19 protein-coding genes and 1 tRNA gene are annotated in these 23796 nt (G+C 72.8%); 8 read left to right on the top strand and 12 right to left on the bottom strand.

Features of this window, described 5'->3' with window-relative positions:
- Positions 1-109 precede the first annotated feature (109 nt).
- The 4 genes from AC0IY1_RS09515 (at position 110) to AC0IY1_RS09530 (ending at position 1889) form a co-directional block, all read left to right on the top strand.
- A complete protein-coding gene (locus tag AC0IY1_RS09515) occupies positions 110-613 on the top strand; it encodes a peptide deformylase (protein ID WP_471769126.1) in 504 nt (167 codons plus the stop codon).
- A gap of 145 nt (positions 614-758) precedes the next feature.
- On the top strand, positions 759-1277 hold the full coding sequence (locus AC0IY1_RS09520; protein WP_471769128.1) for a hypothetical protein: 519 nt from the start codon (positions 759-761) through the stop codon (positions 1275-1277).
- On the top strand, positions 1274-1579 hold the full coding sequence (locus tag AC0IY1_RS09525) for a hypothetical protein (protein ID WP_471769130.1): 306 nt from the start codon (positions 1274-1276) through the stop codon (positions 1577-1579). The genes AC0IY1_RS09520 and AC0IY1_RS09525 overlap by 4 nt, the downstream gene beginning before the upstream one ends.
- Positions 1580-1640: 61 nt before the next feature.
- Complete coding sequence (locus AC0IY1_RS09530) at positions 1641-1889, top strand: hypothetical protein (RefSeq protein ID WP_245436062.1); 249 nt, start codon at positions 1641-1643, stop codon at positions 1887-1889.
- A gap of 9 nt (positions 1890-1898) precedes the next feature.
- On the opposite strand, the gene AC0IY1_RS09535 is transcribed toward AC0IY1_RS09530, so the two are convergent.
- The 10 genes from AC0IY1_RS09535 to AC0IY1_RS09580 form a co-directional block, all read right to left on the bottom strand.
- Positions 1899-2108 carry a hypothetical protein gene (locus AC0IY1_RS09535; RefSeq protein WP_055953771.1) on the bottom strand — a complete coding sequence of 70 codons (210 nt, stop codon included), beginning with the start codon at positions 2106-2108 and terminating at the stop codon, positions 1899-1901.
- 298 nt (positions 2109-2406) lie between these two features.
- On the bottom strand, positions 2407-3081 hold the full coding sequence (locus tag AC0IY1_RS09540) for an HAD family hydrolase (protein ID WP_471769132.1): 675 nt from the start codon (positions 3079-3081) through the stop codon (positions 2407-2409).
- Positions 3082-3186: 105 nt separating this feature from the next.
- A complete protein-coding gene (locus AC0IY1_RS09545; protein WP_471769134.1) occupies positions 3187-3474 on the bottom strand; it encodes a hypothetical protein in 288 nt (95 codons plus the stop codon).
- A gap of 206 nt (positions 3475-3680) precedes the next feature.
- A complete protein-coding gene (locus AC0IY1_RS09550) occupies positions 3681-4196 on the bottom strand; it encodes a DUF2934 domain-containing protein (protein ID WP_471769136.1) in 516 nt (171 codons plus the stop codon).
- A 179-nt stretch (positions 4197-4375) separates the two neighbouring features.
- Entirely contained in the window at positions 4376-4636 is a 261-nt protein-coding gene (locus tag AC0IY1_RS09555; protein WP_055953768.1) for a hypothetical protein, read from the bottom strand.
- A gap of 101 nt (positions 4637-4737) precedes the next feature.
- Positions 4738-5139, bottom strand: a complete 402-nt coding sequence (locus AC0IY1_RS09560; RefSeq protein ID WP_055952760.1) for a hypothetical protein — start codon at positions 5137-5139, stop codon at positions 4738-4740.
- Positions 5136-5567, bottom strand: a complete 432-nt coding sequence (locus tag AC0IY1_RS09565) for a hypothetical protein (protein WP_471769138.1) — start codon at positions 5565-5567, stop codon at positions 5136-5138. The genes AC0IY1_RS09560 and AC0IY1_RS09565 overlap by 4 nt, the downstream gene beginning before the upstream one ends.
- A gap of 301 nt (positions 5568-5868) precedes the next feature.
- On the bottom strand, positions 5869-6324 hold the full coding sequence (locus AC0IY1_RS09570) for a hypothetical protein (protein ID WP_055952753.1): 456 nt from the start codon (positions 6322-6324) through the stop codon (positions 5869-5871).
- A 43-nt stretch (positions 6325-6367) separates the two neighbouring features.
- Positions 6368-7624, bottom strand: coding sequence for a class I SAM-dependent RNA methyltransferase (locus AC0IY1_RS09575; RefSeq protein WP_471769140.1), 1257 nt, complete (start codon positions 7622-7624; stop codon positions 6368-6370).
- Entirely contained in the window at positions 7621-8367 is a 747-nt protein-coding gene (locus tag AC0IY1_RS09580) for a TlyA family RNA methyltransferase (RefSeq protein ID WP_471769171.1), read from the bottom strand. The genes AC0IY1_RS09575 and AC0IY1_RS09580 overlap by 4 nt, the downstream gene beginning before the upstream one ends.
- Positions 8368-8614: 247 nt before the next feature.
- Between AC0IY1_RS09580 and AC0IY1_RS09585 the strand changes: the two genes are divergently transcribed.
- Positions 8615-10162, top strand: coding sequence for a CYTH and CHAD domain-containing protein (locus AC0IY1_RS09585; protein WP_471769142.1), 1548 nt, complete (start codon positions 8615-8617; stop codon positions 10160-10162).
- A 180-nt stretch (positions 10163-10342) separates the two neighbouring features.
- Here the strand turns inward: AC0IY1_RS09585 and rlmB are convergent, their stop codons facing one another.
- Positions 10343-11170, bottom strand: coding sequence for a 23S rRNA (guanosine(2251)-2'-O)-methyltransferase RlmB (gene rlmB / locus AC0IY1_RS09590; protein ID WP_082513047.1), 828 nt, complete (start codon positions 11168-11170; stop codon positions 10343-10345).
- A gap of 152 nt (positions 11171-11322) precedes the next feature.
- Between rlmB and AC0IY1_RS09595 the strand changes: the two genes are divergently transcribed.
- Positions 11323-11398, top strand: a tRNA-Glu gene (locus AC0IY1_RS09595).
- 532 nt (positions 11399-11930) lie between these two features.
- On the opposite strand, the gene AC0IY1_RS09600 is transcribed toward AC0IY1_RS09595, so the two are convergent.
- Entirely contained in the window at positions 11931-12959 is a 1029-nt protein-coding gene (locus AC0IY1_RS09600; protein WP_471769144.1) for an AraC family transcriptional regulator, read from the bottom strand.
- A gap of 520 nt (positions 12960-13479) precedes the next feature.
- Here AC0IY1_RS09600 and AC0IY1_RS09605 point away from each other — a divergent pair.
- Positions 13480-15285: a ShlB/FhaC/HecB family hemolysin secretion/activation protein gene (locus AC0IY1_RS09605; RefSeq protein ID WP_471769146.1), complete on the top strand. Its 1806-nt coding sequence runs from the start codon at positions 13480-13482 to the stop codon at positions 15283-15285.
- 13 nt (positions 15286-15298) lie between these two features.
- Positions 15299-23761, top strand: a complete 8463-nt coding sequence (locus tag AC0IY1_RS09610; RefSeq protein WP_471769148.1) for an MBG domain-containing protein — start codon at positions 15299-15301, stop codon at positions 23759-23761.
- Positions 23762-23796 lie beyond the last annotated feature (35 nt).

A 23796-nucleotide genomic window follows, 5' to 3' on the forward strand; every position in this document is an offset into this window, starting at 1 on the left:
GGGTCGGGCCTGTGGTCCGGCCTGAACGCCGCAAGGCACGGGCCAGCAACCCGCTTCCCGGCCCCCCTCGCGCAACCGTGACGTCCCACCCCGCATTGGAACCGCCCTCGTGTCCGCCTCGTCCCTGCTGATCTATCCCGATCCCCGCCTGCGGCTCGTGGCGGCCCCGGTCACCGCGTTCGACGCGGCCCTGCGCGAATCCGCCCACGCCCTCGAGGCGGTGATGCTGGCGGTCTCCGCCCTCGGGCTCACCCTGCCGCATATCGGCCGAGCGCAGCGCCTGGTGCTGCTGCGGATGGAGCCCGGAGAGCCGGTGACCGCCTACGTGAACCCGGAGATCGTCTGGGCTTCGCCCGAGCGTGGACCGCAGCAGGAGGGCAGCGTCTCGATGCCGGGGGTGATGGACGTGGTCGACCGGGCCGTGCGGGTCCGGGTGCGCTACCGCGACCTCGACGGCGCCGAGCACGTGGAGGAGGCCGAGGGCTTCCGGGCGGCCTGCCTGCAGCACGAGATCGACCAGCTCGACGGGATCTTCTGGATCGAGCGGCTCTCCCGCCTGCGCCGGGACCGGGCGATCAAGCGCTTCGGCAAGCTGCGCCGGCCCGGTGCCTGAGCGGGTGTGGGACCTGCGACGGATTTGCCGCCATGCGGCGGAATGGCCGCGAGCGCGTTATAGCGTGGCGGTCCGACCCGCTTCCGAGAGCCGACTCCCGGAGGGCGTCCCGCCGCTTGCGCTCGTTCCCGCCGAGATCCTCCCGATGCGTTCGATCCGCCCCCTCCTGCTCGTCCTGGCGATCGCCGGCGCGCTGCAGGCGACCGCGCACGCGGCCACCGTTGCGCCGGCCGCCGCCGCCGCGCCGGCGCCCGCGCCGGTTCCGGCGATCGGATGCGCCTCCCTGGCGAACCTCCGGCTCCTCCTGCGTGAGAGCAAGGACGTGGTGGCCACCGTCGTGGCGCGCCTTAACGACGACAAGGCCGACCATCTCGGCTGTCAGATCGTTCCGCGCGACGCGGTGGCGGGCATCGCCGAGCACCTCACCCTCAACGGCAGCGCCTATGATTGCCTGACCCTGCGCAGCACGAGCGTTTGCCAATGGGTCGTCGCCGGCACCGTCAAGCCCGCCGGGGCGACGGCGAAGCCGCGGACGGGCGAGAAAACCAAGGCGTCCGACAAGGCCTCGAGCTCCGACAAGACATCGAATTCCGAAAAGACATCGAGCTCCGACAAACCAGCCCCGTCCGACAGATCCGCCGCACCGGAGAAGAGCCGCCGATGACCCGACCATTGCGCGCCGGCCTCCTGGCCCTCCTGCTCGGGCTCACCGCCGGCACCGGCGCCCACGCACAGCCGGCCGAATCCACCGACGTCGTCGCCTGCAAGACCCTTGTGGCGTTGCGGGTCCTGATGGCCGCGGGTGATCGGGCTGCCACGGAGGCGGCCCTGCCGCAGCATCCGGAGTGCCGCCGCATCGCACGCGCACGTATCGGCGCCGCGGAGCACCGCGCCATGATCGGCGGCGCTCCGTTCGAGTGCCTCAGCGTGGCGAACGAGACGGCGTGTGCCTGGGTGCTGCCCTGAGCGGCACGCCGAGCGATTTCACCACCACGACAACGGGGGCAACAGGATGCGGAAGACAGGGATGTGGCGTGGGCCGGCGCTGGGATTGACGCTCTCGGCCATCGCCTCGGCGGCGCTGGCGCAGGGGGAATCCACACCGATCCAGAGTCCGCAGGACGCGGCCTGCCGCACCGAGGCGCGCAACCGGGTGTTCTCGACACCCGATCCGAAGGGGCTCGGCCTCTACGCGATCGGCCGCCAGATCTACTTCGCGTGCATGAAGCGGGCGCAGCCGGGCACGCGCGGCCGGGAGCGGGCGCGCGCCTCGTAGGCGGCGCAATCAGACGCTGAGGGGGGCGCCGATCCGGGCACGGAGGACGTGCCGAAGGTTCTCGTTGTCGTTGGTGTCCGCGTCGAGGGCGGCCATCAGGCGGAGCAGTCGGCTGATCGGCGTGGTGCGGTCCTGGACCGCCGCGTCGATGAGCGCCCGAAGGGGAGCCGGCTCGCTGGCCGGGATCGTTTTCAGGTTCGTCTGGGCCGGCTGGGGCATGGTCCGCGGATCCGTGGCGTGATCAGGCGCGATCACGGGCGGCTCGCTACGCCATCGACGCACCCGGCGCCAGGGTTTTTTGCCATCTATCCATAGCCGGCACGCAATCCTGCCCTGCAGGACGGAACAAACCGGGATTACGCGGGAAATGTGTGGATCGATGCAGATCCCACGCGTCGCGTGGCGGGGTTGCCACCGGGCCTGTCCGAATCAACAGGTCCGGGGCCGGAATCGGGGGCGAACCGCAGCGGGCCTGATCCCCGGCTCGATTCAGAGCGCCCCGATCGCCCCCTTCCCGTCACCGGGCCAGCGGCGAGGCAGCGTAGCCGTCGAGGAGATCCTGCGGATCCTTGTAGAGGGCGATGCAGCCGGCTCCCTTCAGATCCGCCTCCGGGAAACCGCCGCAGAGCACCCCGATGGTCGGCAGGCCGGCCTTCTGCGCGGCCTCCGCGTCGTAGGGCGTGTCGCCGATCACCACGGCCTCGGCCGCCGTGATGGGCGCGAGCTTCTCGAGGGCGGCCTGGAAGATGTCGGGGAAGGGCTTCGAGCGCTCGACGTCGTCGGAGCTCACGACCACGTCGGTGAGGTCCTCGACCTTCATCAAGCTCTGGTAATGCTCCACCTCCTTGGCCTTGCCGGAGGAGGCCAGGGCGATCGTCAGGCCCTGGCCCTTCAGGTGCTGGAACAGGGCCCGGACGCCGGGAAAGGGCTTCACCTTCGCGAGATAGTCGCGCTTGAACAGGTCCGAGCGGTAGGCCTCGATCGTCTCGCCTTCGCGCTCGATCCGCTCCGCGTCCAGGAAGACCGGCAGCAGCTGGTCGCCACCCTTGCCGATCTGGCTGCGAGCCTGGTCGTGGCTGACGGTCACGCCGAAATGCGCGAAGGCGTCGACCCAGGCCTGGGCGTGGAGGTCGACGCTGTCGAGCAGGGTCCCGTCGATATCGAAGATCACCGCCCGTACGGTCTTGGTCATCGCGTCATCCCGCCTGCACAGCGCGCCGGCGAACAGGCCGGCGCTCCGTGGGCGAACGGATGGCTCCCCGGGCTGTTCCGCGGGACGGCGCGATTCGGAGCCGGATCAGCGCGGGAAGATCTGCAGGCCGTCGTCGGGCAGGAGGTTGCGGGCCGGGCCGCCGGTCTGCTGGCCGCGGCCCTGCTGGTAATAGGGCAGCTCGGGACGGCGGTCGTTGTCGCCGCCGGAATCATACTCGTAGGGCCGGCTCCAGGGGGCGCGTCCGCCGACGCCGCCGGTGCTGTCGACGTCGATCACGGCCGGGCCCCCGCGCAGGACGACGGGACCCGCCAGGGCGGCGAGCGGTAGGCCGGCCATGCCGAGGGCCAGAAGGGTCGCGATCGTCGTCTTCATGGAAGCCTCGCCTGGGGATGCGCGCGGTCCCGGGGCCGCGGCCACGGGACCGGATCTGGCCAGACAACGGTCAAGGTTGTGCTTCGTTCCGGCTTCGCCCTGGCGCGGGTCGCTGCGGCGACCAGCAGAAAGCCCGCCCCACCGGTCCGGTGAAGCGGGCTCTGAGTCGTCCGGTGGCGGGGTCGGAAAGCTCCGGCCCGCGTGCCTCAGTGAACGGTGGCGACGCTCTCGACGGCGCGGCCGCGAGCTGGGGCCCGCGGAGCCTTCGCGACGGCAGACTTGGCGACGGCAGACTTGGCCACAGCGGCCTTGGCCACGGCGGCCTTCTCGGCGGCGGGCACCTTGGCAGCAGTGGTCTTGGCAGCGGCAGTCTTGGCAGCGGCGGTCTTGGACGTGATCGTCTTGGCAGCGCCGGCCTTCACAGCGGCCGGCTTGGCGGCCTTCGTATCGGCAGCGGCCTTCGCCTTGGTCTCGACCTTGGCGCCCGCGCTGCGGCTGCGGCTCGGCTTGGCCTTCAGGGTCTCGGCGAGCACGGCGACCGGGCTGGCCGAAAGGGTCACGTCCGCGGTGGCGGCCTGGATCACCTCGACGCCCATCCGCGACGGGGTCAGGAGCTCGATCTCGGCGCGCAGCCAGTGCGCCTCCGCCTGGCCGAACACGCGGCCCTCGTCTTCCCAGATGTAATAGGCGCGCTCGCGCACCTGCTGCTCGAAGGGGTTCATGGTCTCTCCTCGTCCGATCGGTCCGACGTCCCGGGCGAGGATGAAACCGGATGGTTAAGCGGGCGTTAATCGCCCCGGCTCGGCGCCGCTGCGTGATCCTGGGGCCTCAGCCCTTGGCGATCCTGGGGGCTCAGCTCATTCGTGATCCCGGGGCCTCAGCCCTTGGCGATCCTGGGGCCTCAGCCCTTGGACAGCCGCCGGGCATTGGCCCGGACCTTCCGCCGGTAGCCGGCCACGACCCCGGCCGTGGAGCCGCCGGTGGCGATCAGCAGGGCGGCCTCGTTGGCGGCCATGATCTTCTCGGTGACCATGCGTTGGGCCTCGGCCTGCGCCGCGGCGCCGCCCAGGGACAGCTTGGCGAGACGCAGACCGATGACCTGCTGCGACTCCATGGCGAGCAGGGTCGCGTCCATGCCGAGCTTCCACCAGGAACCGAACATCTGCATCCACTCTCGAAACCGGTCGCGCCGAGCCACCGGAGCGGCTCGGCCTCAAGGAAAGGGTCCCACCCCCCGGATGGGGGATGCGGGCACCCTCAGGCTCAGTCGAAGAGGCGGTTCTTCGCGCCGGAGCCGCCGAGGCTGATCTTCTTGGTGCCCGATCCGCCGAGGCTGATCTTCTTCGGCGGGGCCGCGGCCGGGCTCGGCGTCGCCGGGCGGGCCGGCTTCAGGCGCGACTGGCCGTAGACCACGGACCCGATCTCGTCGGCGACGCGCACGAGATCCTCGCGCTCGCAGGCCCGGGCGACCCGCAGGCCGAGCTGGTGCATGTGGCTCTTGCCGTAGAGGTAGACCGCGAGGCGCGCGCGCGTCGTCGTGGACATCGCCTCCAGGATTTCCGGCAGGTCGTCCTCGTCCGCCCGGTAGACCTGGCCGAGGAGTTCGAGGGACACCGGGCAATCCGGATCGGGGACGGCGCCGCTGGTCGGGTGAGCCTGCGTCATGGGGCATCTGCCTGTGCTAGGGGCGGAGGGGGAACGGCCGGCGAATCGGCCGCGAGGGGCGTGAGGCCGCCCGCATCGGGGCGGACGGGCGGTGCCGCGACCGGCACCGTGGGGGGTGGCACGGCCGCCAGGCAGCCGGTGCAGACGGAGGCGATGGCGATGCGGGACCGTGCCTCGGCCCGCTGCCAGACCGCTTCGCTGCGGGCCCGCGCCGCCTGGGCCGCGGTGTCGTCGAACGCGTCGGCTCCGCCGGAGCCGAGGCGTGCCTCGCCGCCGGGGCGGATACGGATGAACAGCGGTTCCTGCCGAAGTTCCTGAGACCGAAGTTCCTGAGCTCGAACCGGCCCCGCCGTCGAAACCCCGATAGCAGGCGCGAGGGCTGTCAGGCTACCCGCGATCGCCAGGGTTGCGGGAAGGGATCGGTGCATCGGCTCCTCGGTGGGACATGCGAGCGCTGGAATCCGCCATGCCGGCTGCCATCGTTCGACCGAACACGGTTAACGTTGTCTGAAGCGAACCGGATGCCGCAGCGGCAGCGCGTCCGCTCGACCGTCGGCGCCCGGGCGGCCTAACAGGACGCCATGGAACCGAACGTCTACCTCCTGATGGCCGCAGCCCTCCTGTATTCCGGCTACATGGTCATCGCCATGCGCTCATAGGCGCGCCCCGGCCATGCGCTCCTGAGCGCACCTCGGCCATGCACTCCTAAGCGCGCTTCGCGGGCGCGTCCTAGCGGCGCTCGTCGCGCTCGATCACCGCGCAGGCGGTGACCGGCGCTTCGCGCGTTCCCGAGAGCGAGCAGGTGACGAGGACCTTTCCGGCATCGACGTTGCTGTGCCGGGTCGTGGCGGCGGCGGTGCGGGCGGTGCGGGCCGCCTGCGCCAGGTCGTCCGCCGCCAAGCCCGTGACGGCGTGTCCGGCGCGTCCGAACAGCTCGAAATAGCCTGCGGGCAGCGGCGTGCCCCGGAACTGGACGCCCGTGGCCGAGAGCTCGCCGCAGGCCAGCGTCATGCCGATCCCGTCGGGGGCGCTGAACTCCGCGAAATCCGCCGTCCGCTTGACCAGAGTGGCCTGGGTCTCGGCCACCACCCGGTCGATGAGGTCGCCGCAGGAATCCGCCGCGGCGGGTCCGGCGAGGGCGAGGAGGCCGAGGGTCGCGGTCAGGGTGGGGAAGCGTGCGCGCATGCCCCTCACCTAAGGGCGGCCCGGCGGTTGTCGAGCGCTGTGGCTACAGCCGCTTGCGGGGCGGGCGCGGACGGCGGAACACCCCGACCATCTCGAGGTGTCCCGAATAGGCGAACTGGTCGACCGGGATCACCCGCTCCAGGGTGTAGCCGCCCGCCACCAGGGTCGCGGCATCCCGCGCGAAGGTTCCGGTGTCGCAGGCGACGCCGATCACCAGCGGGACCTTCGATTCGGCGATCCGGGCCGCCTGCGCCCCGGCGCCCGCCCGCGGCGGGTCGAAGACCACGGCGTCGTAGGTGTCGAGTTCGAGGGGCAGCAGCGGCCGGCGGAACAGGTCGCGGCGCTCGGTGGTGACCCGGCGCAGGCCCGGCACCGCCCGCACCGCCCGGTCGAGGCTGGCCAGGGCCGCCGCCTCACCCTCGACGGCGTGGACGTCCCGGGTGCGCGCCATCGCGAGGCTGAACGGCCCGCTGCCGGAGAACAGGTCGACCACCCGCTTCGTCTTCTTGTCGAGGGCCGCGACCACGGCCTCGGTCAACACGGCCTCGCCGGCCTCCGTGGCCTGGAGGAAGCCGCCGGCGGGCGGCACCAGCCGGAGGCCAGAGGTGGTGACCGCCGGGGCCCGGCGCTCCACCAGCACCTCCCCGTGCAGCGAGAGGCGGGCCAGATCGAGTTCGCCCGCGAGGCGCACCAGCGCAGCCCGAACCCCCTCGGCGGCGGGGCCGTGCCCGCGGATATCGACGTCGAGGCCGGCCTCGGTGGCGGCGAAGGCGACGTCGAGGGGCTTGCGGCCGTGCCCGAGCGGCGCACTCAGGGCCGTCGCCACCTGGGGCGCCCGGTGCAGCGCCGGCACGGTGATCGGGCAGTGGTCGATGGCGACGAGGTCGTGGCTCCGCGCGGCCATGAGCCCGGCCTGCGCCTGGCCTTCGATGGCCCGAACATGCAGGGTGAGCCGCCGCCGCCCGGCCCCGCGGGCATCGATCAGGGGTTCCGGCGTACCATCGAGCCCGGCATGGGACAGCGCCTGGACCAGATGATCGCGCTTCCAGGCGGCGTAGGGCTCGGGGGCGAGGTGCTGCACGGTGCAGCCGCCGCAGGTGCCGAAATACGGGCAGAACGGCGCGATCCGATCCGGGGAGGCGTGCAGGAGGTCGACGAGCGTCCCGCGCGTGCCCGCGCGCAGCACCGTGACGCGCTCCCCCGGCAGGGCCAGGGCGACGGCGGTGCCGTCCTCCGCCAGCCCGTCGCCGCGCGCGCCGAGGCGGCGGATCTCCAGGGTCTCGGTGTTCGGCTCGGTCATGGTCGTGGGTCCAGGCGCGCCCCGATCAGGAACTCGCGGTTGCCGTCGCCGCCGGCGACGGGTGACGGGATGAGGCCGAGGATCTCCAGGCCCGCGGCCGCGAGGGCGGCGCGGATCTCGGCGCAGACGGCGTCGTGGATCGCGGGGTCGCGGACGATGCCGCCGCGCCCGACCCGGTCGCGCCCGGCCTCGAATTGCGGCTTGATCAGCGCGGCGAGGGCGGCACCGGGGGCCAGCAGCGGCAGGAGCGCCGGCAGGATCAGCCGGAGGGAGATGAAGCTGACGTCGATGGCGCAGAGGTCCGGGGCCTGCGGGATCGCGACGCGGTCGAGGCTGCGGGCATCGGTGCCCTCCAGGCTGGTGACGCGGGCGTCGGCCCGGAGAGAGGCGTGGAGCTGGTCGCGCCCCACGTCGACGGCGTAGACGTGCGCGGCGCCCCGCGCCAGCAGCGCGTCGGTGAAGCCGCCGGTCGAGGCCCCGACATCGAGGCAGATGCGCCCCGCCGGGTCGAAGCCGAAGGCGTCGAGGGCGGCGTCGAGCTTCAGCCCGCCGCGGGACACGAAGGGATGGGGCGCGGACGCCTCGAGGCGCGCGTCGCGGTCGAGGAGGTCGGAGGCCCGCGTCACCGGCTGGTCGTCCGCCCGCACGAGGCCCGCCGCGATGGCGGCCTGTGCCCGGGCCCGGCTCTCGAAGTGACCTCGCTCCACCAGCAGGCGGTCGGCTCTCAGCCGCTCCCGAATCATCACCACGCCCAACGAGTCTCGTTCCCGCCGGCCCCGGCCGGTTCTTCCCGCTACACCACTCGGCGTCGGGGGCGAATGAAAATCGTCACGATTTCAGTCGCGCGTCCGGGTCGCCCTACGCCATAACCGACGTCGGTGGCTGCTGATTCCGCACGGAACGGTTGCTGCGGGCCGGGCTTGTCCCGATCGGTAGGGCCCCGCCGCCCCGTCGCGGACGACGGGTCGGGGCCGAAACTTGGGACACATCATGGTCGCGCCGCGTGAGATCGAGTTGAAGCTGGAATGCGAGGGCAGCGACCTCGCGGAGCTGAGCCGCCACCCGTTCCTGCAGGCGGAAGCCTCGGAGGAGTCCCGCTTCCTCACCTCGACCTACTTCGACACGGAGGCCGGCGACCTGCGCGCGGCCGGGCTGACCCTGCGGGTCCGCCGCGACGGCGAGGCGTTCGTTCAGACCGTGAAGGCCGCCGCCGCCACCGCCGGCCTGTTCGACCGCGCGGAGTGGGAGGCGCCCGTCGCCGGGAACGTGCCCGACCTCGCGCAGGTCTCCGAGACGCCGGTGCCGGACGTGCTGGCGGCCGCCGAGAAGCCCGAGCTGTCCCCCGCCTTCGCCACCCTGGTGGAGCGGCGCAGCCGGATGGTGCGCTACGGGGCCTCCCGGATCGAAGTCGCCTTCGACGAGGGTCGGATCGAGACCCCGAACGGCGACGCGCCCCTGTGGGAGCTCGAACTGGAGCTGAAGGAGGGCCGGCCCGAGGACCTGTTCACCCTGGCCCAGGCCCTGGCCGAGACCGTGCCGCTCCGCCTCGGGGCGCTGAGCAAGTCGGCCCGGGGCTTCAGCCTGCGCGATGGAACCCTGCGGCGCCCGAGCAAGGCGCGCCCGGTCACGCTGGCGCCGGACGGCACGGCGGGCGAGGCCTTCCGCGCCATCGCCTTCGCCTGCCTGTCCCACCTGCGCCGCAACGAGGACGTCTTCCTGCACAACCGGGACGTGGAGGCCCTGCACCAGCTGCGGGTCGCCCTGCGCCGCCTGCGCTCGGCCTTCACCCTGTTCAAGCCGGTCCTGGCACAGGACACGACGGCCGCGACCCTGCGCGACGAGATCAAGCGCATCACCGAGCCCTTCGGCCACGCCCGGAACCTCGACGTCTTCCTGGCCGAGACCCTGCCGGCCGAGATCGCCCGTCGCCCGGACGAGGCCGGCCTCGACGACCTGCGTCGGCGCCTCGAAGCGGAGCGGGACCGCGCCTATGACGGCGTCCTCGCCACCCTCGAATCGCAGGAATGGCGCGGCCTCGTCCTCGACGTCGCGGCCTGGCTCGAGACCGGCGGGTGGCGCGCCGGACCGGCCGCCGCGGACCGCGACGGGCCGGCCGGCGCCTTCGCCGCCCAGGTGCTCGACAAGGCCCTGCGCCGCATCCGCAAGCGCGGACGCCACCTCGACCGCCTGGAGCCCGAGGAGCGCCACCGGGTCCGGATCGAGGCGAAGAAGCTGCGCTACGGCGCGGAGTTCTTCGCGAGCCTCTTCCCCGAGAAGAAGCGGCGCAAGCGCCACAAGGCCTTCGTCTCGGCCTTGTCCGACCTGCAGGACCATCTCGGCAGCCTGAACGATCAGGCCACCGCCCACACGGTCCTGGCCAGCCTCGTGGCGGTGCCCGATCCGCAGGAGCTTCCCGGCGAGACGGCCTTCGCGGCCGGCCTCGCCGCGGGCGACAACGAGGCCGACGGCAAGACACTGCTGAAGGCAGCCGCCGAGGCCCACGCGGATCTCGTGGCGGTCAAGCCGTTCTGGCGCTGAGGCGCGCGCCTCATATGCTCGCCGGTTGGTTCCTCCGCCGCCTTTCGCGCGGGTCCCCTCGCCTGGCGGGTTTCCACTCCTGGCGGCCCCCTTTTCCCGTGGGGAGAGGGGGGCGTTCCGACCGGACCCATCGAAGCGCTTCACCGGTCGCCGGATCGGCCGCCGCCGTGAGGGCGCGCTTCAGCCGCGGGGACTGAGGGCGTAGAGCGTGATGGCCGCGGCGTTCGAGACGTTGATGCTGCGGATCTCGCCGCTGAACGGGATGCGGGCCAGCACGTCGCAATTCTCGCGGGTGCGCTGGCGCAGGCCCTTGCCCTCGGCCCCGAGCACGATCACGGCCGGGCGCTTCGGGCCGATGCTGTCCAGGGCGGTCTCGGCGTCGGAATCGAGGCCGATCCGGGTGAAGCCGCGCTTGCCGAGGTCGACCAGGGCGTCCGACAGGTTGCGGACCACGATCAGGGGCACGTGTTCCAGCCCGCCGGAGGCGGATTTCGCCAGCACGCCGGTGGCGTTGGGCGAGTGCCGCGCGGTGGTGATGATGCCCGCCACCCCGAAGGCGGCGGCGGTGCGCACGATGGCGCCGACATTGTGCGGATCGGTGATCTGGTCGAGGGCGAGGAGCAGCACGTCGTCGCCGAGCTCGTCGAGGTCCGGCCCCGGCAGCGGGTCGGCCTCGAGGTAGAGGCCCTGGTGCACGGCATCGGGGCCGAGCAGCGCGTTGATGGCGCTGGGCCGCACCAGCTCGGGATCGATCCGCAGGGTCCCGATCTCCTCGGTGAGCCGGATCATCGCGTTCTCGGTGGCGAGCAGCCGGTGCAGCTTGCGGCCCGCGTTGGCCAGGGCCTGGGCCACCGGGTGCCAGCCGTAGAGCACGACGTGGTCGCCGGAGGCCGCCGCGACGCTCGCCGCGCCCCGCTGGTTCTGCGGCGGTCCCCGCCGGAAGGGACCCCGCGAGAAGCCGGGCTTGGTCGTCCTCGGCCCCGGCGGGCCGTCGCGTCGCGTGGTCATGCAGTCAGGTCCGCTCTCCGGCCGCCTCAGGGGGCGGTCCGCGTGTCTCCCCGACAAACCGGCCGGGGCCGCATTCGTCAAGCCGCAAACCCGCGGCGATTCCCCCGTTGCCCCCGCGCCCGAAGCCGCATATAGAACCGCTCACCGCAGCGGCGCCCTTCGTCTAGCGGTCTAGGACGTCGCCCTTTCACGGCGAAAACACGGGTTCGATTCCCGTAGGGCGCGCCAGCGATTGTCACGGCTCAGCTTGTGCTTCAGCCCGGTGACCTGCGCTTGATCCCAATGTGTGTCGATGATGCCGTCGTGACAGCGCTTGCTCTCGTGCGGGCTCGTCGAAGCCACTGATTCTCGCGTTCAGAGCAATTTCCCCAATTCGTCGGTCGCCGGGGCGGGATGAGAGCGTCGTTCTCGTCCTCCGACGGCTCGCGTCATCGGATCTCCGGCACGTCCATGCCGTAGAAGCGCTTCTTCCGGCGGCAAAACGTCGGCGTGGATACGCCTCTCTGGCCGCGCAGACCTCGTGCACCGTCGCGCGGTTCTGAAGCCCGCCGCCGGACAAACGCGATCCGTCGATTCGAGACGCGATTGCGAGGCAGGGCACCCACCCGCCTTCGGGATCCCCTTGAAACCCGACGCGCGGCATGGGCCGGTTTGGCGGGTCGGGATCCGGTTCGTCTGAAGTGCCGAACACGCACCACCGGATTTGGCGAGGTTCGGCCCGACGTCAGCATGGATCGATTCGGCCGCCCGAATCGCCGGGTCACAGCCGCTCCAGCAGCATTTCGATCTCCTGCCGGATGTCGGCACCCGAAATCGGATGACCGTCTCGAAGCAAGCCGGGCCGCATTTGGGCCGAGGTCATTCCGTGGAGATCCCGGAGCGCCCGGCGCAGCACGCGTGCATCTGTGAACCCGCTCGCGCGCGCCACCGCCTCGACCGAGCGCCCCGACCATGCCGGATCGCGAAGCAACCGCACGGCCCGGTCCGCCCGCCATCGGCGGATCGCCGCCGCCACGCCGCCCTTGGATCGGAACGCCCGATACAGCCCGGCGCGCGACAATCCGAACTCCGCCGCCAGCCGCGCCGGGTCGAAGGCCGGGTCCATCGCGTGGCGCTCCAGATGCCGCCGAAGCTGCACGGCATTCGCATCCGCAGCTGGACGCCCTGCCCCACCCATGGCCTCATCCGCGGTCCGAGCGGCCACGCAGGCCGCGATCACGCCGGCGACGCCGAGGCCCAGCGCCGCGCCGCCCGCCTCCGTCAGGCGCGGCGCCTGCGCCACGAGCTCGCTCAGCGTCGCCGACAGGAGGCGCGCCTCCGGGCTCCCGGCCGGGAACATCAGGCCGTCCACCGCACCCAGCGCGCCGACCCGCGTCGCCAGGAGGCGCCGCGGCAGGATGAGCGCCTGCAGGCGAAACGCCGAGATCCGGAGATGCATCGTCCGCTTGAGATCGAACATCACGCAGTCGCCCGCCTCGATCGCCAACGGGCGCCCCCCGGCATGCCCCCGGGCGCTGCCTTCGAGGAAGAGGTCGAAGATGAGGTGGTCGTAGGTCAGGCGCGACAGCAGCGCCCGGTCGCGCACCAGCGTCTGGGGCGAGGCTGCGATCTGAACGAGAACCACCGGGCCCAGCGGGTGCAGGTCGAGGCGGCCGGACAGCGTCCGGGTCTGCTCGGGGGTCAGGACCGGGACGGCGGAAGGGGCGAAGGCGTCGTGCCACGCCTCGGCCCGGGCGAGTGGGTCGGGATACGTCTGAGTGTCGAAGCGCAGGTGGCGGACGGTGGGCATCGTGGTCCTCGGCGGGCGAGGCCGGTGAGGGGCGCGCCGCGCGAAATGAATCCGTGTCGTCCGCGGCGCGAGCGGTCGATCTGTCTCGAAACCGTCGATTTCCGAGACGCATCGACCGGCTCGGCACCCCTCGACGTCGACTTAAGTTGACATGGAACGGTACGTCCTGCGAACTCTGCAATAGGGACGTGCAGATAATACGACCGCTAGATTATCGATCTCTCAATTTCCAGCCTATAGTGATTTTTCTTGTTCGGTCGATGTCCGGACGTTTTTACGCCGAGAGCCTGGATCAAGAAAATTAGAGGTCTTAAGAGTTCCGGGAATCATCAAATCCGGTCCGTGGATGAACAAGGAGCGTGATGAACGCCGGTCATCGCGGGATCTACTGCGTCGAGGTTGCTTGGTGTCGAGAAGGCTTGGTCATGCGTCATCGCGTCGGAAGTCTCCTCGATCGCAGCCTGATCTCGATCGCGGTCGTGTGCGGACCGGGCGAGTGCTGAAGGGAAACGCTTCCGCCATGCCCAGCGCACGTCGCGCCCGCCTCGCGCTCGCCGCCCTGTGCGTCGCCGGAGGGCCGTTCACCGGATTCGCCCAGGCCCAGACCGCCTCGCAGATCACCCCGCCCTCGTTCAGCCCGTCCCTCCAGCGCAGCGGCGGCGGTGTCGCCATTCCCGAGGACGTCGGGCCCGCCGCGCCGGAGGGCGCCGAACGGCTCTCGCTGCGGGTCGGGCGCCTGCGCATCGAGGGCGGCACCGAGGCTCCCGACGCGCGCGCGGCCGAGCTCGCCGCGCGCCTGTCCGGCCGCACGGTCACCGTCGCCGACCTGTTCGCCGCCGCCCGCGACCTCGAACAGGCCTATGCCGCGCAGGGCTTGGCTCTGGTCCGCGTCGTCCTACCGGCGCAGCGACTGCGCGACGGCGGCGCCGTGCGCCTGCGCGTCATCGACGGGCAGATCGAGCGCATCGACACCGCCGCCCTGCCGGGCGAGATCCGCGCCCGGGTCGCCGCCGTGCTGGCGCCACTGGTGGGACGCCCGGGCCTGACGCTCGCCGAGATCGAGCGCCGCGTGCTCATCGCCGGCGACACCCCCGGCACCGTGCTGCGCTCGACGCTGGCCGCCGGGTCGCGGGCCGGTGCCACCGTGCTGGTGGTCGAGGCGCGCTACAAGCCCGTCACCGGTCTCGTCTCCACCGACAACGTCCTGGCAGCGAGCCTCGGCACCTATACGCTGGGCACCGGCCTCGACCTCAACTCGCCCACCGGGAACGGCGAGAGCCTGTATGTCCGCGCCTCGGGTGCGCCCTACACCGGCGGCACGCGCAGCTTCCTCGGCGGCGAGCCGCGCAACCGCGCGCTCTCCGTCGGGCTGATCCTGCCGCTGGGGATCGACGGGCTGACCCTGACCCTGGAGACCACCGACGCCCGCACCGCGCCGCGGGCGTGGCCCGGCACCCTCGGCATCGCCTCGGACTTCTCGCGCGCTTCGGCCCGGCTGCGCGCCCCCCTGATCCGCGCGCGCGCCGTCACCCTGAACTGGGAGGCCGCCTTCGACGCGCAGGCGGAGCGCGTCGATGTGATCACCCCGGTGGAGGCGCCGTTCAGCCTCGACCGCCTGCGCATCGCCCGCACCGGCGCCGACTTCGTCTGGTTGTCCCCCACCGAAGCCGTGGTCACCGCGCGGCTGTCCGCCGCGTTCGGCCTCGACGGTCTCGGCGCCCGCGCCGCGCCGCCGCCGGGCTCGGGCCGGGCCCCGCTGTCGCGCCAGGGCGTGCGGCCGGAGTTCCAGAAGCTGGAGGCGGCGCTGGCCCTGACCCAGCCCCTGGCCGAGCACCTCGCCCTCGACCTGCGCGCCCGCGCCCAGACCGCATTCAACCAGGCGCTGCCGCGCTCCGAGCAGATCGGCCTGGCCAACCTCGCGGGGCTGTCGAGCTTCGATGCCGGCCTGTTCCAGGGCGACGCGGGTTACGTCGTGCGCGCCGAGCTGCAGGCGCCGTTCGTCGTGCCGGTCACCCTGCCGTTCGGGCTGCCCTCGATCCCGGCCCAGCTCGGCAGCGGTCTCCCCTCGGGCGACACCACGCCCGGCGCCGTGGTGGTCGCGCCCTACGCCTTCGGTGCCTTCGGCCTGACGCGCCAGCAGCGCCCCACCGCGCTGGAGCGGGCGATGGTACGGGGCACGGCCTACGGCGCCGGCCTGCGGCTGGCCGCGGCCCCGGGCCTGAGCTTCACCCAGGCGGCGCTGAGCCTCGAACTCGGCCGGGCCGAGCGCTCGGACGGGCTGCCCGACGACACCCGCCTGACCTTCACCACCGCCCTGCAGTTCTGAGGCACCGATCGCCATGGCCCCTTCCGCCGCGTCCTGTGCCCGCGCCCTCACCCGCGCGCTGCTGGCCTCGACCGCCCTGGTCGGCGTCGGCCTTCCGCTCGGCCTTTCGCTCAGCCCTGGGCCGTTGCGGGCCGAGCCGCTGCCGCGCGGCGGGCAGGTGATCTCCGGCGGGGTGACGATCGGCACGCCCCAGGGTGGCGCCCTGGCGATCACGCAGTCGAGCCAGACCGCGATCGTCGACTGGCAGGGCTTCTCCGTCGGCCAGGGCCACCGCGTCGACATCCGCCAGCCGAGCGCGAACGCGGCGATCCTGAACCGGGTGACCGGCGCCACGCCCTCGACCATCGCCGGGCAGCTCAACGCCACCGGACAGGTCTATCTTGTGAACCCCAACGGCGTGACGATCACCCGTTCGGGGCAGGTCAACGCGGCCGGCTTCGTCGCCTCCTCGCTCGGCATCTCGGATGAGGATTTCAAGGGGGGCCGGCGGCAGTTCCGCGGCTCGGGCGCCTCGGCGCCGGTGACGAACCACGGAGCGATCACCATCGGGCGCGGCGGTTACGCGGCGCTGATCGGCGGCAGCGTGAGCAATACCGGCACGATCTCGGTGCCGATGGGCCGGGTCGGCCTCGGCGCGGGCGAGCGGGCGACGCTCGACCTGTCGGGGGACGGCTTCCTGCAGGTGGCGGTGCCGACGCGCGGCCGGGGCCGCGGCGCGCTGGTCGCGCATTCGGGCACGATCGCGGCCGACGGCGGCTCGGTGACGCTGTCGGCGGCGGCGGCACGGGACATGGCACGGCAGGCGGTGAACCTGTCGGGCACGGTCGAGGCGCGCTCGGTCTCGGGGACGAACGGCCGCATCACCCTGTCGGGGGGCGAGGGCAGCGTGGTCGTGGGCCCGACGGCGCGGCTCGACGCCTCGGGGGCCGGCGCCGAGGCGGGCGGGCGGGTGCGGGTCGCCGGGCGCCACGTCACGGTGGCCGGCACGGTGGACGTGTCGGGCGCGACCGGCGGGCGGGCGCGGCTGAAGGCGTCGGAGCATCTCGCGCTGTCGGGCCGGGTCTTGGCGGAGGGCCGCACCGGCCGGGGCGGACGCGTGGTGGCCACGGCGCCCGAGATCGCCACGCAGGCCGCGCGGATCGAGGCCTCGGGCGCGGCGGGCGGCGGCGTGGTACGGGTCGGCGGCGGCCGGATGGGCCAGGGACCGCTGGCGCGGGCCGAGCGGGTGAGCGTGGACGCGGCGAGTGTGATCCGCGCGGACGCGACGCGGGCCGGCGTCGGCGGCGACGTCGTGGTGTGGTCGGACAGCGCGACGCGCTTTTCCGGCACGATCACGGCGCGCGGCGGGGCGGCGGGGGGCGACGGCGGCCAGGCGGAGGTGTCGTCGAAGGGCGTCCTGTCCTACGAGGGCCGGACGGACCTGACCGCCGCGAAAGGCGCCTTCGGCACGCTGCTGCTCGATCCCTACGACGTCACCATCACGTCGGGCGCGCAGACCACCGGCGGCGGCTTCACCGCCACCGCCAACGGCTCGGTGATCAACGCCACGACGCTGCTGACGGCGTTGGGCAGCGCCAACGTGACGGTCTTGACCGGTTCGGGCGGCGGCCAGGCCGGCGCCATCACCCTGGCGGCCTCCACGCCGCTGGCCTGGAACACCGGGGCGACGCTGACCCTGCAGGCGGCGGGCGCGGTGACGCTGAACAGCGCGGTCACCGCGCCGGCAGGCGGGCTGACCATCGCGGCGGAGGGCGGCACCTCGACGGCCACCGCCGGCATCTCGGTGGCCCGCTTCACCCTGGCCTTGGGGGACTGGGTGCAGAACACAGCCACCCTGCCGGGCTTCGCGGCGGGCGACTTCCAGGTCGACGGCGGCTCGTTCCTGCGGGCGGCGGGCGGCGCGGGCACGTCGGCGAGCCCGTACCAGCTCACCGACATCTACGGCGTGCAGGGGATGGGCACCTCGTCGGCCTACCAGGCGGCGAGCTACCAACTCGCCGGCGACGTCGACGCCTCGGGCACCGTCGCCTGGAACGGCGGCGCCGGGTTCAACCCGGTGGGCACGTTCACGGGCAGCCTGGACGGGGCGGGCTACGCGATCACCGGGCTGACCATCGCCCGGCCGAGCCAGGACTACGTCGGGCTGTTCGGCTACGTCGGCAGCGGCGGCCGTGTCGGCAACCTCGGACTCGTCGGCGGCAGCGTCTCGGGCTATGACTTCGTCGGCGCCCTCGTCGGCTACAACTACGCCGGCACGGTGAGCCAGTCCTACGCCACCGGCACCGTCTCGGGCTCAGGCAACTCCGTGGGCGGTCTCGTCGGCTACAACGACCGCGGCACGGTGAGCCGGTCCTACGCCACCGGCCGCGTCTCGGGCTCCTTCGACGTGGGCGGCCTCGTTGGCACCCTTACGACCGGCACGGTGAGCCAGTCCTATGCCACCGGCACCGTCTCGGGCTCCGGTAGCTACGCGGGCGGCCTCGTCGGCTTCAACGACCGCGGCACGGTGAGCCAGTCCTACGCCACCGGCACCGTCTCGGGTTCCTCTTCCGTGGGCGGCCTCGTCGGCTTGAACAACATCGGCACGGTGAGCCAGTCCTACGCCGCCGGCAGCGTCTCGGGCTCCTCCGCCGTGGGCGGTCTCGCCGGCCACAACGGCGGAACGCTGACGAACACCTACTGGGACACGGACAGCACGGGGAGGATGAGCGGCGTCGGCAGCGGCTCGTCCACGGGCGCGACCGGGCTGACCACGGCGCAGGCGCGCGCCGCCTCGAACTACGGTGGCTTCGACTTCTCCACCGTCTGGTACCAGGCCGGGGACCTGCGCCCGATCCTGCGCTCGGAAGCCGCGCCGGCGGTCGGCGGCGTGGTCGCGGTGTCGAACCTGCACCAGTTGCAGCTAATGGGCGCCAACCTCGCCGGTTCCTACCGACTCACCGCCGACATCGATGCCTCCGCCACCACCAGCACGCAGGCCTCCGCCGACCTCTGGGGCACCGGCGGCTTCGTGCCGGTGGGGGAGAGCACGAGTAACCCGTTCACCGGAAGTCTGGACGGGGCGGGCTACACGATCACCGGGCTGACCATCACCCGGCCGAGCCAGAGCTACGTCGGACTGTTCGGCATCATCGGCAGCGGCGGCCGTGTCGGAGACTTCGGACTTGTCGGCGGCAGCGTCTCGGGCAACTCCGCCGTGGGTGGCCTCGTCGGCCAGAACGGCGGCACGGTGATCCGATCCTACGCCACCGGAAGCGTTACGGGCGGAGCGAACGCCCCCAGCGTGGGCGGCCTCGTCGGCGTGAACGCCGGCGGCACGGTGGCGCAGTCCTACGCAACCGGAAGCGTCTCGGGATCCGGTGACTACGTGGGCGGCCTCGTCGGCCACAACAGCGGCACGATAAGCCAGTCCTACGCCACCGGCAGCGTCACGGGCTCCTTCTACGTGGGCGGCCTCGTCGGTCACGACAGCGGCACGGTGAGTGAGGTCTACGCCACCGGCCGCGTCACAGGCTCCTCCTTCGTCGGCGGCCTCTTCGGCCTCAGCATCGGCGCGCTGACGAACGCCTACTGGGACACGGACAGTACCGGGATGACGAGCAGCGGCGCCGGCTCGTCCCCGGGCGCGACCGGGCTGACCACGGCGCAGGCGCGCGTCGCCTCGAACTACGGTGGCTTCGACTTCTCCACCGTCTGGTACCAGGCCGGGGACATGCGGCCGATCCTGCGCTCGGAGGCCGCGCCGGCGGACACCAGTGGCGTGGTCGCGGTCTCGAACCTGCACCAGCTGCAGCTGATGGGGGCCAACCTCGCGGGCCGCTACCGGCTCACCGCGAACATCGACGCGGTCGCGACCAGCACCACGGCGGCCTCGTCGGGCATCTGGGGAAGCGGGGGCTTCGTGCCCGTGGGGGAGAGCACGAGCAACCCGTTCACCGGAAGCCTGGACGGGGCGGGCCGCACGATCACAGGGCTGACCATCTCGCGGCCGAGCCAGGATTTGGCCGGGCTGATCGGCGCTCTCGGCGCGGGCGGCCGCATCAGCGGCCTCGGCCTCGTCGGCGACAGCGTCTCTGGTACCAGCAACGTAGGCGGTCTGGTCGGCACCAACGCCGGCAGCATCAGCCAATCCTATGCCACCGGCGCTGCCTCCGGCAGCAGCGCCGTGGGCGGCCTGATCGGCACCAACGCCGGCAGCATCAGCCGATCCTATGCCACCGGCGCCGTCTCCGGTAGCGGCGCCGTGGGCGGCCTGGTCGGCGTTAACAACGGCACCATCAGCCAATCCTATGCTGCCGACTCCGTCTTCGGCATCACCTTGGTCGGTGGACTGGTCGGCGTCAACGGCAGCAGGATCACCCAAGCTTACGCCGCTGGCGACGTCTCCGGCAGCAATACCGTGGGCGGGCTGGTCGGCCACAACGGCAACATCATCAGCGAATCCTACGCCACCGGCGCCGTCTCCGGCAACACCATCGCCGGTGGGCTGGTCGGCCGCAGCACCGGCGGCACGTTGACAAGCACCTACTGGAACACCGCGACCGCCCGACAGAGGGACGGTGTGGGCAACGGCCCGGCCGCGGACGCCATCGGCCTGACCACGGCGCAGATGCAGGATCTCGCATCCTTCCGCGCCAACTACGCCGGCTTCGACTTCGCCACCGTCTGGGCGCCGCCGAACCAGGCCGGCCAGGGCGGGCTGGGCAGCGCCTTCTACCCGCAGCTCTACGGGGTCTCGAACGTCGTCGCGGTCACGCCCAGCAGCAGCCGCACCTATGGCAGCGGGAGCGCGCCGGTCGCCACCTATGCCGGCCTGCGCCCCGGCGACTTCGTGACGACGCTCGGAACCCTGAGCACCGGCGCCACCGCGTCCTCGGACGTCGGCGACTACGCGGTGACCGCGACCGGAGGCTCCGTGATCGACGCGGCCGGCACCGCCTACCGGGTCGTCTATGCCCCCGGCACGCTCAGCATCACCCCGGCGACGATCACCGTGGCGGCCGCGACCGGGCTGGACAAGACCTACGACAGGAGCACCGCCCTGCCGGGCGGCAACCCCGGCTTCACCAGCGCGGGCGTGCTGTTCGGCGACGCCGTCACAGTCTCGGCCGGCAGCGCGGCCTATGAGAGCGCCAGGGCCGGCACCCGCTCGGTGATCGTCTCCGGCCTGTCGCTGAGCGGGGCCAAGGCGGGCAACTACAGGCTCTCCGCCGCGTCCGTGACAGGCTCGGGCACGATCGATCCGGCGGCGCTGCCGGTCACCGGCGTGCGCGCCCTGGACAAGATCTACGACGGCACCACCGCCGCCCTGCTCGCCGGTACCGCCTCGGTGACCGCGCTGCGCGGCGACGTTGTCTCGGTGAGCGGCACGGGCACCGGCACCTTCGCCGACAAGAATGCCGGTACGGGCAAGGCCGTTACCGTCGGCGGCTATTCGCTGTCCGGCACCGACGCCGGGAACTACCGGGCGGTGCAGCCGAGCGGCCTGAGCGCCGACATCGCCCGGGCCAACCTGGCCGTCTCCCGCCTCTCCGCCCTGGACAAGACCTACGACGGCACCACCGCCGCCACCCTGGCCGGCACCGCGACGGTCACCCCGATCGGCGCCGACCTCGTCGCGCTGACGGGGGCCGTCACCGGCCACTTCGCCCGCCAGAACGCCGGCCCCGGGATCCCGGTGATCCTGTCCGGGCTCGGCCTGACCGGGCTCGATGCGGGCAATTACGATCTGAGCCTGCCGACCCTCTCCGCCGCCATCTCCCCCGCGGCGCTGACCTACACGGCGGCCGCCGCGGCGCGGACCTACGGCGCGGCCAACCCGACCCTGGCCGGGACGGTGACCGGCTTCGTCGCCGGCGAGAGCCTGAGCAGCGCCACCACCGGCACCCTCGCCTTCGGCACGGCGGCGACGTCGGCGAGCGACGTCGGCACCTATGCGGTCAGCGGCTTCGGACTCGGTGCCGTCGACGGCAACTACGTCTTCGTCCAGGCGGCGACGAATGCCGGCGCGCTCGCTGTCGATCCGGCCCTGCTGAGCGTGAGCGGCAGCCGGAGCTACGACGCCACCACCGGCTTCGCGACCGCCCAGCTCGGCGTGGCCGGCGGCCAGAACGGCGAGACCGTTACCTTGATCCGCGGCAGCGGCACGGCCGCCTCGGCCGATGCGGGCCTGCAGGCCGGCTCGGCCCTCGCGGGCCTGGCCGTGCAGGTGGCAGGGGGCAACGCCAGGGCGGGCAACTACCGGCTGCCGACCACCGGGACCCTCAGCATCACCCCGGCGCCTATCGGCGTGACGGCCACGGGCGGGCGCTCGACCTACGGCGACGCCCCGGCCGATCCCGGCCTGTCGGCGACGGGCCTGCAGGGCGGACAGGACGTCCGCGTGCTCACAGGCCTGTCCAACGGTTTCGGCATCGATGCGGCCACGGAGGCGGGCCGCTACGGCCTCGTGGTGGTCGGCGCACTGAGCAACGGCAATTACACGATCGCGGCGCGCACCCCCGGCATCTGGCAGGTCGACCCGCGCCCGCTGACCCTGACCGCGGACGCGCAGAGCCGCGTCTACGGCGACGCCGACCCGGCCCTGACCTACAGGATCGGCGGTCTCGGCCTGGTCAACGGCGACCGCCTCGGCGGTGGTTTGGCGAGCGACGCCGACGCGGCCAGCGGCGTCGGCCGCTACGCCATCGGTCAAGGCTCGCTCGCAGCCTCCGCCAACTACGCGCTGACCTATCAGGGCGCCGAGCTCACGGTCACGCCGCGCCCGGTGACGCTGACGGGCACGCGGGTCTACGATGCCGGCGCCGGCATCGTCGGCGGGGCGCTGACGGCCGGCAACCGCGTCAACGGCGATGCGGTAACCGTCTCCGGCTCCGGGACGCTCGCGGGCCGGGATGTCGGGCTCCAGGCCCTGAGCGACGTCTCCGGGCTCGCGCTGTCGAACCCCAACTACACCCTCACCGGGGCGGGCGGCGCCGTGACGGTCACGCCGGCCACCCTGACCTACACCGCCGACGCCGCGCGCCGCAGCTACGGCGCGGCCAACCCGGCGCTGTCGGGCACGGTCACCGGCCTTCTCGGCCCCGACACGCTGCCCGGCGCCACCACCGGCCGCGCCTTCTTCGCGACCGCGGCCGGCACCGGCAGCAACGTCGGGGTCTACGCCGTCACCGGCGCCGGCCTCGCGGCCGGCAACTACGTCTTCGTCCAGGCCCCCGGCAATGCCGATGCGCTCACCGTCGATCCCGCCGGGCTCGCCGTCACCGGGGCCAGGACCTACGACGCCACGACCGGCTTCCGCTTCGGTCAGCTCGCCGTCAGCGGCGGCGCCAACGGTGAAACCCTTACGCTGACGGCCGGCTCAGGCGTCACGGCTTCCGCCGATGCCGGCCTCTATGCCGATGCGAGCCTGACCGGCCTGACCCTGTCGGTCGCCGCCGGCAACGGCTCGGCCGCGAACTACCGCCTGCCCGCCACCGGAACGCTCGCCATCACCCCGGCGACCGTGACGGTGCGCGTCAACGACGGGCGCTCGACCTACGGCGATGCTCCGGCCCATCCCGGTCTCGCGGCCACCGGTCTCGTCGGCGGGCAGGAGGCCGGCGTGCTCACCGGCCTCGCGACCGGCTTCGATCTCGACGCGGCGAGCGCGGCCGGCCGTTACACCATCGCGGTGGCGGGCCGGCTCCTCAACGGCAACTACCGGGTCGAGGGCGTCGAACCCGGCACCTACACCATCGAGCGGCGTCCCCTCACCGTCGCCGCCGACGCGGTCGCCCGTGTCTACGGGGACGCCACCCCGGTGCTGACCTACACGGTCGGCGGCCGCGGCCTCGCCAACGGCGACCGCTTGACCGGAGACCTCGCGACCGCCGCCGCGGCCGGCAGCGATGTCGGCCGGTACGCGATGGGACAGGGCACGCTGGCGGCCTCTGCCGATTATGCCCTGACCTGGCGCGGGGCCGACCTCACCGTGACCCCGCGGCCGATCACCGTGTTCGCCGACCCGCAGACGCGCCGCGCCGGCACGGACAACCCGAGCCTGACCTACACGGTCGGCGGCCGCGGGCTCGTGGCAGGCGACCGCCTGACCGGCGCGCTTGCCACCACGGCCGGGGCGGAGAGCGAACCCGGACTCTATCCGATCACGCGGGGCAGCCTGGCGGCCTCGGCCAACTACGGTCTCGGCTTCGTCGGCGCGACGCTTGCCGTCCTCCCGGCGCAGCCCCAGCCCCAGCCGCGACCGGTCGACAGCGACCCCGCGGGCCTCGCCAGCACCGCCGAGCGCGCCGCCCGCCGCGACGCCCGTCCGGTCGATCCCGATGCGCCGCTTCTCCTCGGGGCCGGACCGGACGGCGCCCTCCGGGTCTCCGACCCGCGCTTCGACGCCATCCTCGCCTGTGCAGGCCAGCAGGGCGGCTGCTTCCTCACGCCCCTCCCGCGGGCGAAGCCGAAGCGCTGCGGGTTGGCGAGGTGAAAGGTGCGTTGAGTCGCGCGGTCGAGGGGCACGAC

The organism is Methylobacterium sp. AC690 (assembly GCF_979256535.1).